Here is a 13,621-nt window from a genome sequence, read left to right as displayed (position 1 = left end):
GGTGGGATGACGCCGGGCCCGGGTGTCCCTGGCGGGGGCACGGGCGGCGGCGCGTCCCAGAAGTCGTTCTCGCGCATGCTGCCTCCAACTATCGAGATATCGTAACGATATATCTAGATAGTTGGCATGGGCAAGGTATGTCCGGTAAGCCGGAGAAAGTTAGCGCGTGTTAACCGAGGCTTCGATCGCGGACCTCGCCATCGCGTGCAGCAGCGGCCGCATGTCCCGAGCGGGCAGCTCGCCGGCGCTGTGCGGCGTCGAGTTGAGCAGCCCGAAGACCGCGTGCGTCGCGGCGCGCAGGCGCGCGGCCGGGCAGGCGGGGTGGAGCTCGGCCAGCACGGTCACCCACTCCTCGACGTAGAGGCGCTGCAGCCGCCTGATCTGCCGCCGCGCCGGCTCGGGCACGTTGCCCAGCTCCCTGTCGTGCACGGTGATCAGGGCCGGTTGCTCGATCGCGAACGTGATCTGCACGTTGAGCAGCGCGTCCAGCGTCTCGGCAGGGCCGGGGGAGGAGGTGGCGACCGCGACGGCCGACTCGCGCAGCCGCGAGCTGACGTCGAGCAGCATCTCCGACAGCAGCGCGTCCTTGCCGCTGAAGTGCCGGTAGAGCGCGGGCCCCGAGATGCCGACCGCGCCACCGATGTCCTCGATCGAGACCCCGTGGAAGCCGCGGGCGGCGAACAGCCGGGCCGCCGCCTCCAGGATCTCCGCGCGCCGTTTGCCGCGATTACGGGTAGGTGGAGTGACGGTGCTCACGTCTCACATGCTAGACGATTACGTTAATGGTGACTAACATCCCAGCCATGGGAGGGGACTCATGAGCGAGTGGCCGGTGCTGAAATCGGCGGCCGAGCCCGGCGCGGAGGCGTACAAACGACATGCCGAGCACAACGAGCGGCTCGCCGCCGAGCTGCTCGAACGGCTCGCGGCGACCGCGCTGGGCGGTCCCGAGCGGTCGCGGCGGCGCCACGTCGAGCGAGGCAAGCTGCTGCCGCGCGACCGCGTCGACGGCCTGCTCGACCCCGGCTCCCGGTTCCTGGAGCTGTCGCCGCTGGCCGCGGGCGGTCTCTACGACGACCAGGCCCCCGCGGCGGGCATCATCACCGGCGTCGGCAGGGTCTCGGGGCGCGAGTGCGTGATCGTGGCCAACGACGCCACCGTCAAGGGCGGCACCTACTACCCGATCACCGTCAAGAAGCACCTGCGCGCGCAGGAGGTGGCGCTGCACAACCGCCTGCCCTGCGTCTACCTCGTCGACTCCGGCGGGGCGTTCCTGCCCAGGCAGGACGAGGTGTTCCCCGACCGCGAGCATTTCGGGCGCATCTTCTACAACCAGGCCACGATGTCCGCCCGCGGCATCCCGCAGATCGCCGCCGTGCTCGGCTCGTGCACCGCCGGCGGCGCCTACGTGCCCGCGATGAGCGACGAGGCGGTCATCGTCCGCGGCCAGGGCACGATCTTCCTGGGCGGCCCGCCGCTGGTGAAGGCCGCCACCGGCGAGGAGGTCACGGCCGAGGAGCTCGGCGGCGGCGACCTGCACTCGCGCGTCAGCGGCGTCACCGACCACCTCGCCGAGGACGACGCGCACGCGCTGGCCATCGTCCGCGACATCGTCTCCACGCTGGCGCCGCGCGCCGAGCGGCCGTGGACGACGATCCGGCCGGAGCCACCCCGGTACGACCCGCGCGACCTGTACGGCATCGTGCCCGCCGACACCCGCCAGCCCTACGACGTGCGCGAGGTGATCGCCAGGATCGTCGACGGGTCGCGATTCCTGGAGTTCAAGGCCGAGTACGGCTCGACGCTCGTCACCGGGTTCGCCCACCTCCACGGGCATCCGGTCGGGGTGGTGGCCAACAACGGCATCCTGTTCGGCGAGTCCGCCATGAAGGGCGCCCACTTCATCGAGCTGTGCGACCAGCGGCGGATCCCCCTGGTCTTCCTCCAGAACATCAGCGGCTTCATGGTCGGCAAGGCGTACGAGGCGGGCGGCATCGCCAAACACGGGGCCAAGATGGTCACGGCCGTCTCGTGCGCCCGGGTGCCCAAGTTCACCGTGGTGATCGGCGGGTCGTTCGGCGCGGGCAACTACGCCATGGCCGGGCGGGCGTACTCGCCCAGGTTCCTGTGGATGTGGCCGAACGCCCGCATCTCGGTCATGGGCGGCGAGCAGGCCGCGAACGTGCTCACCACCGTGGGCGACGCCGACCCCGACGCGATCAGGGCCCAGTACGAGCACCAGGGCAACCCGTACTACTCCACGGCCAGGCTCTGGGACGACGGCGTGATCGACCCGGTCGACACGCGCACGGTCCTGGGCCTGGCGCTGTCCGCGGCGGCCAACGCGCCGCTCGAGCCCGCCGGTTACGGCGTCTTCAGGATGTGAGCGAGGTGACGGAGACCGTGCGAAGCACCGGGCGGCAGGCGAGCCCCACGCGGGGGTTCACGAGCGTTCTGATCGCCAACAGGGGCGAGATCGCCGTGCGGATCGCCCGCACGCTGCGCGGGCTCGGCATCACGTCGGTGGCCGTGTACGCGCCGTCCGACGCGAGGGCCAAGCACGCCCTGGAAGCCGACATCGCCCTTGAGGTGCCGACATATTTGGATATTGAGGCCATTGTCGCGGCAGCTCGTGATTCAGGGGCGCAAGCCGTACATCCTGGTTATGGGTTTCTCGCGGAGAACGCCGCGTTCGCGCGGCGCTGCGCGGAGGCCGGGCTCGTGTTCGTCGGCCCGCCCGCCGACGCCGTCGACGCGATGGGCGACAAGATCCGGGCCAAGGCCACGGTCGCGGCCGCGGGCGTGCCCGTGGTGCCCGGCCGGGCCGAGCCCGCCTCCCTGGAGGACTGGAGCGACTTCCCCGCCCTGATCAAGCCGTCCGCGGGCGGCGGCGGCAAGGGCATGGTCCTCGTACGGTCGGCGGCCGAGCTGCCTGAGGCGATCGCGTCGGCCCGGCGTACGGCGCTGGCGGCCTTCGGCGACGGCACGCTGCTGATCGAGCGCTACGTCGAGAACCCGCGGCACATCGAGATCCAGATCATGGCCGACACCCACGGAAACGTCGTGCATCTGGGCGAGCGCGAGTGCAGCCTCCAGCGCAGGCACCAGAAGATCATCGAAGAGGCGCCCTCGCCCTTCGTCGGCCCCGAGATCCGCGCCCGCATGGGAGCGGCCGCGGCCGAGGCCGCGCGCGCGGTCGGCTACGTGGGGGCGGGCACGGTCGAGTTCATCGTGGACGGCACCACCGGGGCCTACCACTTCATGGAGATGAACACCCGCCTCCAGGTCGAGCACCCGGTGACCGAGCTGGTCACGGGGCTGGACCTAGTGGAGCTGCAACTGCGGGTGGCGGCGGGCGAGCTCCTGCCGTTCGGGCAGGGCGACGTGCGGCTCACCGGCCACGCCGTCGAGGCGCGCGTCTACGCCGAGGACCCGGCCCGCGGCTTCCTGCCCAGCGGCGGCCGCGTCCTGGCGCTCCGCGAACCCGGCGACCCGGCCCCCGGCGGGACCGCTACGGCGTCGCCACGCGGCGGGGCCGTCGTGCGGGTCGACTCGGGGCTGGTCGAAGGAGGGGCCGTGGGCACCGCGTTCGACCCGATGCTGTCCAAGGTCATCACCTGGGCCCCCGACCGCGCGACGGCGCTCGCCGCGCTCGACCGGGCGCTCGCCAGGACGGCCGTGCTCGGCGTGGTCACCAACATCCCGTTCCTGCGCGCACTCGCCGCCCACCCGGCCGTCACGGCCGGCGAACTGGACACCGGCCTGGTCGAGCGCGTGCTCCCCGAACTCGTCCCCGCCACGCGGGTGCCCGACGAGGTGCTCGCCGCGGCCGGGCTCGTCTTCCACGACATGCCCCAGGGCGACGACCCGTGGGACGTCACGGACGGGTGGCGGGCCGGCGAACCGGCGTGGACGACATGGCGGCTGGAGTCGCGGGACGGCGTGCACGCGGTCCAGGTCCGCGGGCTGCCCCGCGAATCGGCCGAAGTCCGGATCGACGGCGACGCGGTGCCGGCGCGCATCCGGATCGACGAGACGCCGGCCGGCGCCCCTCCCGGACTGTCCGGCGGCGCGCTGCTGCACGTCACCGTCGGCGGCCGTACCGAGCGCTATCTCTGCGCGCGCGACGCCGACACCCTCTGGCTCGGCAGGGACGGCGCGTCATGGGCGCTCACCCGGCACCTCATCGGCGACCCGGGAGACCGGCCGGGCGCCGCGGCGGCCGGCGACGGCGCGGTGCGCAGCCCCATGCCCGGCACCGTGCTGGTGGTCAAGGCCCAGCCCGGCGAGCGGGTCAGCGAGGGCCAGCCGCTGCTCATCGTGGAGGCCATGAAGATGGAGCACACGGTCACCGCCCCGCACGACGGCACCGTGGCCGAGCTGGCCGTGCAGGCGGGCCAGCCGGTCGACATGGACGCCGTGCTGGCCGTCGTCCGCCGTGACCCCGATGACGGTGAGCGAGCGACGGCGTCAGGGGCGGCCGAACCCGCCTCACGGAGTGAGGCCATGGACAGGGAGGGAGCGCCGTCGTCTGGAGGAGTGGCGGGAGCGCAGCGACCAGAGCGGGGGAAGGCGGCGGCATCAGGGGCGAGCGAACCCGCCTCACGGAGTGAGGCCATGGACAGGGAGGCGTGAGATGCCGTACCCGATGGAAGGTCTTCCGCACCAGGTCACGATCTACGAGGTCGGCCCGCGCGACGGGCTGCAGAACGAGTCCTCCGTCGTGCCCGTCGAGGTCAAGGCCGAGTTCATCCACCGTCTCGCCGACGCGGGGCACAAGGTGATCGAGGCGACCAGCTTCGTGCACCCGGACTGGGTGCCGCAGCTGGCCGACGCCGGAGAGCTGCTCGCCAGGCTGCACAGGAAGCCTGGAGTGCGCTATCCCGTCCTGGTCCCCAACCTGCGCGGCCTCGACCGGGCGCTCGAACTCCAGGCCGACGAGATCGCCATCTTCGCCAGCGCCACCGAGACGTTCGCCGCGAAAAACCTCAACCGCAGCCTGGAGAGCCAGTTCGACATGTTCGAACCGGTCGTGGCCCGAGCACTCGACAACGGGCTGAAGGTGCGCGCCTACGTGTCGATGTGCTTCGGCGACCCCTGGGAAGGGCCGACGCCGGTCAAGCAGGTGGTCGCGGTCGGAGAGCGGCTGCTCGGGCTCGGCTGCCACGAGCTGTCGCTCGGCGACACCATCGGCGTCGGCACGCCCGGCCACGTGACCGCCCTGATCGACGCCTTCCGCACGCCCGAGCGGCTCGCCGTGCACTTCCACGACACGTACGGGCAGGCGCTCAGCAACACCCTCGCCGCGCTCGAAGCCGGCGTGACCACCGTCGACGCCTCGACCGGAGGCATCGGCGGCTGCCCCTACGCCGAGTCCGCCACCGGCAACCTCGCCACCGAAGACCTCGTGTGGATGTTGCAGGGACTCGGCATCGAGACCGGGCTCGACCTGGGCAAGCTCGTGTCCACCAGCGTCTGGCTGGCGGAGCTGCTCGGCCGGCCCAGCCCATCCCGCGTCGTACAGGCGCTTTCGAAAGGGTGACCATGCTCAAGGACGAGTACGAAGAGCTCCGCAAGACCGTCGAGGCGTTCGCGCGCGACGTGGTCGCGCCGGTCATCGGCGACTACTACGAGCGCGAGGAGTTCCCGTACGACATCGTGCGGCAGATGGGCGCCATGGGGCTGTTCGGACTGCCGTTCCCTGAGGAGTACGCCGGCATGGGCGGCGACTACTTCGCGCTCTGCGTGACGCTGGAGGAGCTGGCCCGCGTCGACTCCAGCGTGGCCATCACCCTGGAGGCCGCGGTGTCGCTGGGCGCCATGCCGATCTTCAGGTTCGGCACCGAGGAGCAGCGCGAGACCTGGCTGCCCAGGCTGGCGGCCGGCGAGATGCTGGGAGCGTTCGGCCTGACCGAGCCCGGCGGCGGCACCGACGTGCCCGGCGGGATGCGCACCACGGCCGTGCTCGACGGCGACGAGTGGGTGATCAACGGGACGAAGGCGTTCATCACCAACGCCGGCACCGACATCACCGGCGTCGTCGGCGTGGCCGCGCTCACCGGCGAGCGGGAGATCTCCACGATCCTGGTGCCGAGCGGCACGCCCGGGTTCACGGTGTCGAAGAAATACTCCAAGGTCGGCTGGAACGCCTCCGACACGCGCGAGCTGTCGTTCACCGAGTGCCGCGTCCCCGCCGCCAACCTGCTCGGCGAGCGCGGCCGCGGCTACGCCCAGTTCCTGCAGACCCTCGACGAGGGCCGCATCGCCATCGCCGCGCTCAGCGTCGGGCTGGCGCAGGGGTGCGTCGACGAGTGCCTGAAGTACGTCAGGGACAGGAAGGCGTTCGGCCACCCGATCGGCCACTACCAGGCCATCCAGTTCAAGATCGCCGACATGGAGGTCCGCGCGCACACCGCCCGCCTGGCCTACCACCACGCCGCCGAGAAGATGCTGGCCGGTGAGCCGTTCAAGAAGGAGGCCGCGATCGCCAAGCTGGTCTCGTCCAACGCGGCCATGGACAACGCGCGCGACGCGACGCAGATCTTCGGCGGGTACGGGTTCATGAACGAGTTCCCCGTCGGGCGCTTCTACCGCGACGCCAAGATCCTGGAGATCGGCGAGGGCACCAGCGAGGTGCAGCGCATGCTCATCGCCCGCCAGCTGGGACTCGGCGACCTCTGAGGTTTGCGTCGGGAACATGCGACGATCTAGTGTCATCAGTCATGACGGCTGACGATCTTCTGATCAGAAGGGCGGAGAAGGCCGACGCGGACGCGGTGTTCGCGCTGGCGCGTGAGTTCGGCCTGACCTTCAGGCCCGAGCGCGAGGCCTTCGACTCCGCGCTGCCCGAGCTGCTGGCGAACGAGGACGCCCTGCTGCTCGCGGCCGTCGTGAACGGGCGGGTCCAGGGCTACCTGCTGGGGTTCGTGCACCTCACGCTGTTCGCCAACGGACCCGTGGCCTGGGTCGAGGAGGCCATGGTCGGGTCCGGTTCGCGCCGGCAGGGCGTCGGGCGGGCGCTGCTGGAGGAGTTCGAGAAGTGGGCCCGCTCGCGCGAGGCGGGCTACGTGGCGATGGCGACCCGCCGGGCGCCGGAGTTCTACCACGCGCTCGGCTACGAAGCGTCGGCCACCTTCTTCCGCAAGGTCCTGCGCTGAGCCAGGGCACCGGGAAATCCTGAGCGGCTTCCGCGAATTCCTGCGCCGATCCTGGCTCCCGCGGGGTGCCGAGCCGCTCAGGCGAGCTCCGCGTCTTCCGCGCGTATCCAGCGGCTATCCGGGTGTGGACCCTGCTGCGCGGTCCGGCCCGCGACGTCACCCGGGGGCGCGTTCTGTCGCCGCCGGATGGCATCCTTGGGGACGTGAGCATCCACGCCGTGAGCCCCTTGTTCGTCGGGCGTGCCCGTGAGCTCGCCGCCCTCGGCGAAGCGCTGGTCAGAGCGCGGGCCGGGGCGTCGGCCACGGTGCTCGTCGGCGGCGAGGCGGGCGTCGGCAAGACGCGGCTGATCAACGAGTTCACCGGCCGGGCCGGCGACGCCATGGTGCTCGTCGGCGGGTGCCTGGAGCTGGGCACGGAGGGCCTGCCGTTCGCGCCGTTCACCGCCGTGCTGCGCGGGCTCGTACGCGAGCTGGGCCGTGACGGGGTCGCGGCGCTCGTCCCCGGGGGCACCACGCGCGGGCTGGCGCGGCTGCTGCCGGAGTTCGGCGAGCCCGACAGAGACGGGCCGGAGGCCAGGGCACGCCTGTTCGAGCAGATGCTCGGCCTGCTCGAACGGCTGGCGGAGGAGCGTCCCGTGCTGCTGGTCGTGGAAGACGCGCACTGGGCCGACCGCTCCACCCGCGACCTGCTGTCGTTCCTCGTCCGCTACCAGCGCACCGCGGCCCGCCTGCTCATCGTCGTCTCCTACCGCGCCGACGAGCTGCACCGCACCCACCCGCTGCGCCCTCTCATCGCCGAGCTGGGCAGGATCGAGTGGGTGAGCCGGATCGAGCTGCGCAGGCTCACCCGCAAGGAGGCCGTCGAGCAGGCGGCCGGCATCCTCGACCGCGCGCCGTCCGCCGCCGACATGGATGTGATCTACGCGCGCAGCGAGGGAAACCCGCTGTTCGTCGAGGCGCTGCTGAGCGACGAGAGCGGCGGCCACGCGCTGCCCGAGTCGCTGCGCGACCTGCTGCTGGCCCGCGTCGAGCGGCTGCCCGACGAGACGCAGGAGCTGCTGCGGGTGGCCAGCGCCGGCGGGCAGCGCATCGAGCACGACCTGCTCAGCGCCGTCGCCGGGCTCGGCGAGAGCGCGCTCTCGGGCGCGCTGCGGCCGGCGGTGGCGGGCAACGTCCTGGTCGTCGACGGCGAGGGCTACTCCTTCCGGCACGCGCTCATCCGCGAGGCGCTCCACGACGACCTCCTCCCCGGCGAGCACACCCGCCTGCACACCCGCTACGCCGAGGCACTGGAGCGCGACCTGTCGATCCTGCCCGCCCCGCGCGGCGCGATCGAGCTGGCCCACCACTGGCACTCCGCACACGACTCCACGTGGGCGCTGGTCAGCGCCTGGCGCGCGGCCGCCGCGGCCCGCAAGTCCGCCGCCTACGACGAGCAGCTCAGGATGTTGTCCAGGGTGCTCGAGTTGTGGGACCAGGTGCCCGACGCGGCCGAGCGCATCGGCGCCGTCCGCGTCCGCGTGCTGCGGCAGACGGCCACGGTCGCCCACCTCGCCGGCGAATACGAGCGCAGCATCGCCCTGGCCGGCGTCGCCCTCGCCGAGCTCGACCACGACACCGACCCGATCGACTCGGCCCACGCGCTGCGCCAGCGCGGCCTGACCCGCTACGACCTGGGCCGCCCCGGCTACATCGACGATCTCCGCCAGGCGGCCGCGCTGGTCCCCTCGGAAGAGCCCAGCAAGGTGCGCGCCCAGGTCCTGGAGAGCCTCGCGCGCATGCTCCACCGGCCCGAGGACCTGCCGGAACGTCTGGCCACCGCCCAGCTCGCCAGGCAGATCGGCCACGACGTCGGCGACGCCAACGTCGAGGCCCACGCGCTGATCGACTACGCCTGGGCCCGCTGGGGCTACTCCGAGATCGAGGACCAGCTCGGGGCCTTCGGGGAGGCCCGCCGCATCGCCTCGGGCGGAGGGGCGTACAACGCGCTGATGCGCTGCGCGATCTCCGAGTCCGACGCGCTGGAGGGCGCGGGCCGGCACGAGCGGGCCGCGCAGGTCGCCCGCGAGGGCGTGGCCGAAGCCGGCCACTACGGCCTGGCCCGCACGTCCGGCACGTTCGTGTCGATCAACCTGGCCGAGCCGCTGGTGTCGCTCGGGCGGTGGGACGACGCGCTGCAAGTGATCGAGCACGCGCTCGATCTCTCGCCGCCCGCCCCCTACCGCGCCAGCCTGCAGGGGTTCGCCGCCGACATCGCGCTCGCGCGGGGCGACCACGACCGGGCCGAGACGCTGCTGGGCTCGGTGCGGAGGGTGCTGTCGCGCGGGGTCCACCGCGACCAGGCGCTGCTTCCGCATCTGCGCAGGGAGATAGGGCTGCTCGAGGCGCGCGGGCGGATCGAGGAGGCGGTGGAGACGGCGGGGCGGGCGCTGGAGGAGCGCGACCTGCTGGCCAGCCCGCGATACTCGTGGCCGGTGCTGGTGGCCTTCGCCCGGCTCTTCACCTCCGTCGCGCCGCCCGTTCCCGCGGGGGGTTCCGGTGCGCCGGCGCGGCCCGGTGCGCCGTTCCTGCCGCGGCTTCGTGCGCTGGCGCAGGAGCTCAAGGTCGAGGGTGCACTCCAGCAGGCGCACCGGCTCACGTTCACCGCGCTGATCGGGTCGCACATCCCGTCCGCTGAGACGATGCTCCCCGAGGAGCAGCGGGTCCCTGCCGGTACGGACGGGCCTGCGGCGGTGTCCAGGATGCCGCTCGGCAAGGGGACGGTGGTGAACGCGGTGGCGAAGTCGGACGCGGTGTCGGCGCTGGAGCCCGAGGCGGCGCTGGAGGGAGCCGCGACGCCGCCGGAGGTTGCCGCCGACCCGGCCGCCGGGCAGCTCAGAGCGTGGGACGCGGCGGTGAGGGCGTGGGCCGGGCTGCGGCAGCCGTACGTTGAGGCCTGGTGCCTGATGGGCGCGGCCCAGGCCGCGCTCGCGTGCGGCGACCGGCAGGAGGCTGCGGCGCGGCTGGCCCGATCGAGGGAGCTGGCCGAGCGGCTGGGTGCCAGGCCGCTGATGGAGCAGCTCGACGTCTTCGGCCGTAGATCCAGGCTCGCGGGGCTCGACACGGCGGGCGAAGGAAACCCGCTGGGGCTGACGGCTCGCGAGCTGGAAGTGCTCCAGGAGGTGACGAACGGCCGCAGCAACAGGGAGATCGCGCAGGCGCTGTTCATCTCGGTCAAGACGGTGAGCGTGCACGTGTCCAACATCCTGGCCAAGCTCGGCGTCGCCACCCGGGGCGAGGCCGCGGCCACGGCCCACCGCCTCCACCTCTTCGACATTCCCACGTGAGTCGTCCTGTCCGGCCTTGCCAGGCCGGATACACCGTCCCACCACGGGCTCGTCGCGGACTCGCATCGTTCCGCGTCACCGGCCGCCGCGACACCGGGTGCGCGAGCGGACGCACCGGCCGGTCGGCGGTTCCAGTCCACCGCCCGGGTCAGGGGCTCCACCCTGCAAACAGCGGCAACGGTCGGAGAAGGCCCGTCAGCGGTAGGGGAGGGCGCGCGTCACTCGTTGGCCCGAAGGCGCTTCGCTGGGCCCGGGGGCGTTTCACCGGCTGGTGCGAAGGCGTTTCGCTGGGACGGGGAGTCCTCGTCCCAGCGGTTGCTCGAGGGTGTTCGCGGGGCGGCGGGGCCCGTGTCACGGGTTCGGCGAGGGCGCACCACCGGTCGGTGAGGGGGCGTGCCACCGGTTGAGACGGCTGTTCTCCAGGGTGGCAGGCAGTGGTGTGGTCAGCCGGTCAGCTGGGCCTCGAGGCGGTAGCCGTCCACGGTGACGTACACCTGATCACCCGGCCGGGCGTTCAAGCGCATGAGCACCGGCTGCAGGGAGTCGAAGACCGGCTGGTGGCCCTGCCACACCAGCACGATGGCGTTGTCGCCGGGGCCCGTCACCGACAGCAGCGTGCCGGGGCGCATGCCGAGCTGGGCCGCGTACCCCTCAGGCACCGGCACCGGGCCGCCCCTGAGGTGTTCCGGCGTGACCTCGATGCGCTGCCAGCGGCGCGGGTCGGAGGACGGGCTCGGCAGCGGCGGGGGCGGTGTGGACGGGGCGCCTGCCAGGCCGCCGGGCAGCTTCCCTGAGCGGCTTCCCGACAGGGCCGACAACGTGGCCAGGGCGGCGGAAGGGTCGATCGAGCTCGCGTTCACCGTCGGGATGGGCTGGCCGCCCCGGTGGTGGCCGTTGGCGCCGGGCGTGCGGCGGGGAAGAGGCTGGGCGGGCGCCTGCGCCGCGGCCGGGTCGGGGACCGTCTCAGGAGGAAGGGCGTCGAGCCAGGCCTTGGCCGAGTGGGCGCGGATGCCCAGCTCGGCCATCAGCTCCACGACGTCGGCGTCGGGCGGGCTGGAGGCCAGGAGCTGCCGCGTACGGCTCTGAAGGCCCTGGATGTCGCCCACCACCAGCCAGCCGTCCTGGAGACGGCGGTCGGGCATGAGCGTCACCAGCACGCGCCAGAGCGGGGTGCGCAGCGACGGGACCGTCACCGGGTGGGCCGGGTCGGCGCCGATGAGCTGGTCCTCGGTGGCGGCCGCGCCCAGCCACTCGGTCAGCCGGAACATGTGGCCGGTGACGGGCGCGGACTCGGAGGAGCGCAGCCAGTGCAGGACACGTTCTTCCGCGGTGCGCTGGGCCTGCGAGAGCGCGTCCCTGTCGACCAGGAGCTTGTGGGCGAGCGTACGCAGGCTGACCGGGTCCTCGGCGAACAGCCGGTGCACGGCCACCGCCAGCTCCATCTTGTCCAGGCTGCGGAACAGGCTGTCGACGACCCGCACCATCGCGTGGTCGGTGTCGGAGGGCGCCGTGCCGGACGGTGCCGCGCTCGGAACAGGCGCAGCGTAGGCGGGCGCGCCTTTGGCACCCTCAGGACCGGGGACGGCGGGCATCGAGCCGGTGTGAGGGCCGGAACCGGGGACGGCGGGCATGGAGCCGGTGTGCGGGCCGGGACCGCGGACGGCGGGCATCGAGCCTGTTTGGGGGCCGGAGCCGGGCATGCCGGGGAGCGAGCCGGTGTCCTGGCGTCCGGGCGCAGCGCCTCCGGGACGCTGCGGATGGCGTTCGGACTGGCCGGGGGCCGGGCGCTGGGGCAGGCCCTCGCCCGCCAGGCCCTGGCGCGGGCCGCCGCCCGGCGGCTGGGCCGGGAGCGACCCCGTCTGGCGGCCGTCCGGTTGTGCGGGGAAGGAGCCGCTCTGCGGGTCGGCCGGGCGGTCGGACGGCTGAGCGGGGAAGGAACCGCTCTGCGGGCCTGCCCGGTGCTCGGACGGCTGAGCGGCGAAGGAGCCTGTCTGGCTCTGCCGGCCGCTCTCCGGTTGCGCGGGGAACGACCCCGTCTGGCGGCCTTCGGCGTGCGGGGCCGACGAACCCGGCTGGCGGCCTTCCGGCTGCGCGGGGAGCGGGCCGGTCTGGCGGCCTTCGGGCTGTGCGGGGAAGGAACCGCTCTGCGGGCCGGACCTGCGATCCGACGGCTGGGCGGCGAAGGTGCCCGTCTGCGGCTGGGAGAGGCCTTCGGCCGGGCTGGTGAACGGCCCTGTGGACGGCGGCGGCGCGCCGGCGTCGGGTTTGGAGGCGCTCTGGGCGACGAACATCCCGGTCTGAGGGGGCGCGGAGGGAACGGCGCCCTCCTGCGGACCGGGATGCGCGGCGGATGGCTGGGAGCCCGCGGGCGGGGAGCCGGCGGGTTGCGGCGCGCCGGACTGCGCGGCCGCTGGTTGCGGTGCTCCGGGCTGGGGGCCTGCGGGTTGCGGTGCTCCGGACTGCGCGGCCGCGGGTTGTGATGTTCCAGGTTGGGGGCCCGCGGGTTGTGATGCTCCAGGTTGAGGGCCAGCGGGCTGTGGTGTGCCGGGCTGGGCGGCGGCCTGGGGCTGAGGTACGCCCTCCGGCTGGGCCGGGAAGGAGCCGGTGCTCCTGGACGAGAGACCGGCGGCCGCGCCGACATGGAGCGGGCGGGTCACCTCCGGATGGTTCGCCCGCGCCGCGGGCACCGGCTCACGCTGGGCCGGGATGCGGCCGAGAATCTCGCGGAAGACCGAGCCGACCACCACTTCGGGCGTGGCCGACGGGGTGGTCAGGTCGCTGGGGGACAGGCGGCGCAGCCGCTGCCAGCCGCCGAGGCCGATGATCGCCGTCCGGGTGGCCTCGGGCCAGCCCGGCAGCGCCGGGTCGATGCGGTGCACCGTCAGCGCGGGCAGCAGGTCGCACAGCGGCAGGTGATCCCAGCGGGAGGTCGCCAGCCGGGCCAGCCGCTCGCAGATCCAGTCGAGGCCCGCCGTGCCGAGCGCCTTCGACAACGCCAGGGAGGACCACCACCCGGCGGGCAGGCGCGGGTCGCCGAGCGCCTCGGCCACCTGCTGCGGACGGCTCCAGCGCAGCGCAGGGACTAGGTCGCTCAGGCAGATCGATGACTCGACATCCATCGGCGGACCTTATCCTCCC

General features: G+C 73.1%; 8 protein-coding genes. 6 read left to right on the top strand and 2 right to left on the bottom strand.

Going from position 1 to position 13,621, the window contains the following annotated elements:
* Positions 1-159: 159 nt before the first annotated feature.
* On the bottom strand, positions 160-756 hold the full coding sequence (locus tag E1292_RS29090; RefSeq protein WP_132598618.1) for an SACE_7040 family transcriptional regulator: 597 nt from the start codon (positions 754-756) through the stop codon (positions 160-162).
* A gap of 61 nt (positions 757-817) precedes the next feature.
* Between E1292_RS29090 and E1292_RS29085 the strand changes: the two genes are divergently transcribed.
* The 6 genes from E1292_RS29085 (at position 818) to E1292_RS55070 (ending at position 10,483) form a co-directional block, all read left to right on the top strand.
* On the top strand, positions 818-2,386 hold the full coding sequence (locus E1292_RS29085) for a carboxyl transferase domain-containing protein (protein ID WP_132598616.1): 1,569 nt from the start codon (positions 818-820) through the stop codon (positions 2,384-2,386).
* A gap of 5 nt (positions 2,387-2,391) precedes the next feature.
* Positions 2,392-4,635, top strand: a complete 2,244-nt coding sequence (locus E1292_RS29080) for an ATP-binding protein (protein ID WP_246090412.1) — start codon at positions 2,392-2,394, stop codon at positions 4,633-4,635.
* Position 4,636: 1 nt separating this feature from the next.
* Positions 4,637-5,542 carry a hydroxymethylglutaryl-CoA lyase gene (locus E1292_RS29075; RefSeq protein ID WP_132598614.1) on the top strand — a complete coding sequence of 302 codons (906 nt, stop codon included), beginning with the start codon at positions 4,637-4,639 and terminating at the stop codon, positions 5,540-5,542.
* 2 nt (positions 5,543-5,544) lie between these two features.
* Positions 5,545-6,681, top strand: coding sequence for an acyl-CoA dehydrogenase family protein (locus E1292_RS29070; RefSeq protein WP_132598612.1), 1,137 nt, complete (start codon positions 5,545-5,547; stop codon positions 6,679-6,681).
* Between the two features lie 41 nt (positions 6,682-6,722).
* Positions 6,723-7,157 carry a GNAT family N-acetyltransferase gene (locus E1292_RS29065; RefSeq protein WP_132598610.1) on the top strand — a complete coding sequence of 145 codons (435 nt, stop codon included), beginning with the start codon at positions 6,723-6,725 and terminating at the stop codon, positions 7,155-7,157.
* 203 nt (positions 7,158-7,360) lie between these two features.
* Complete coding sequence (locus E1292_RS55070; protein WP_281284062.1) at positions 7,361-10,483, top strand: helix-turn-helix transcriptional regulator; 3,123 nt, start codon at positions 7,361-7,363, stop codon at positions 10,481-10,483.
* A 443-nt stretch (positions 10,484-10,926) separates the two neighbouring features.
* Here E1292_RS55070 and E1292_RS29050 read toward each other — a convergent pair whose 3' ends face one another.
* Complete coding sequence (locus E1292_RS29050) at positions 10,927-13,602, bottom strand: hypothetical protein (RefSeq protein ID WP_132598608.1); 2,676 nt, start codon at positions 13,600-13,602, stop codon at positions 10,927-10,929.
* Positions 13,603-13,621: the final 19 nt, after the last annotated feature.

The sequence above is a fragment of the Nonomuraea deserti genome (genome assembly GCF_004348685.1).
GTDB lineage: Bacteria > Actinomycetota > Actinomycetes > Streptosporangiales > Streptosporangiaceae > Nonomuraea > Nonomuraea deserti.
Note: the sequence above shows the minus strand (reverse complement) of the source record. Positions and strands in the feature narration are given on the sequence as shown.

What these genes read in the sequence shown, in the direction of transcription:
- E1292_RS29085 (WP_132598616.1), top strand. Translation starts at nt 818, where the DNA reads ATGAGCGAGTGGCCGGTGCTGAAATCGGCGGCCGAGCCCGGCGCGGAG.
- E1292_RS29075 (WP_132598614.1), top strand. Translation starts at nt 4,637, where the DNA reads ATGCCGTACCCGATGGAAGGTCTTCCGCACCAGGTCACGATCTACGAG.
- E1292_RS29070 (WP_132598612.1), top strand. Translation starts at nt 5,545, where the DNA reads ATGCTCAAGGACGAGTACGAAGAGCTCCGCAAGACCGTCGAGGCGTTC.
- E1292_RS29065 (WP_132598610.1), top strand. Translation starts at nt 6,723, where the DNA reads ATGACGGCTGACGATCTTCTGATCAGAAGGGCGGAGAAGGCCGACGCG.
- E1292_RS29050 (WP_132598608.1), bottom strand. Translation starts at nt 13,602, where the DNA reads ATGGATGTCGAGTCATCGATCTGCCTGAGCGACCTAGTCCCTGCGCTG.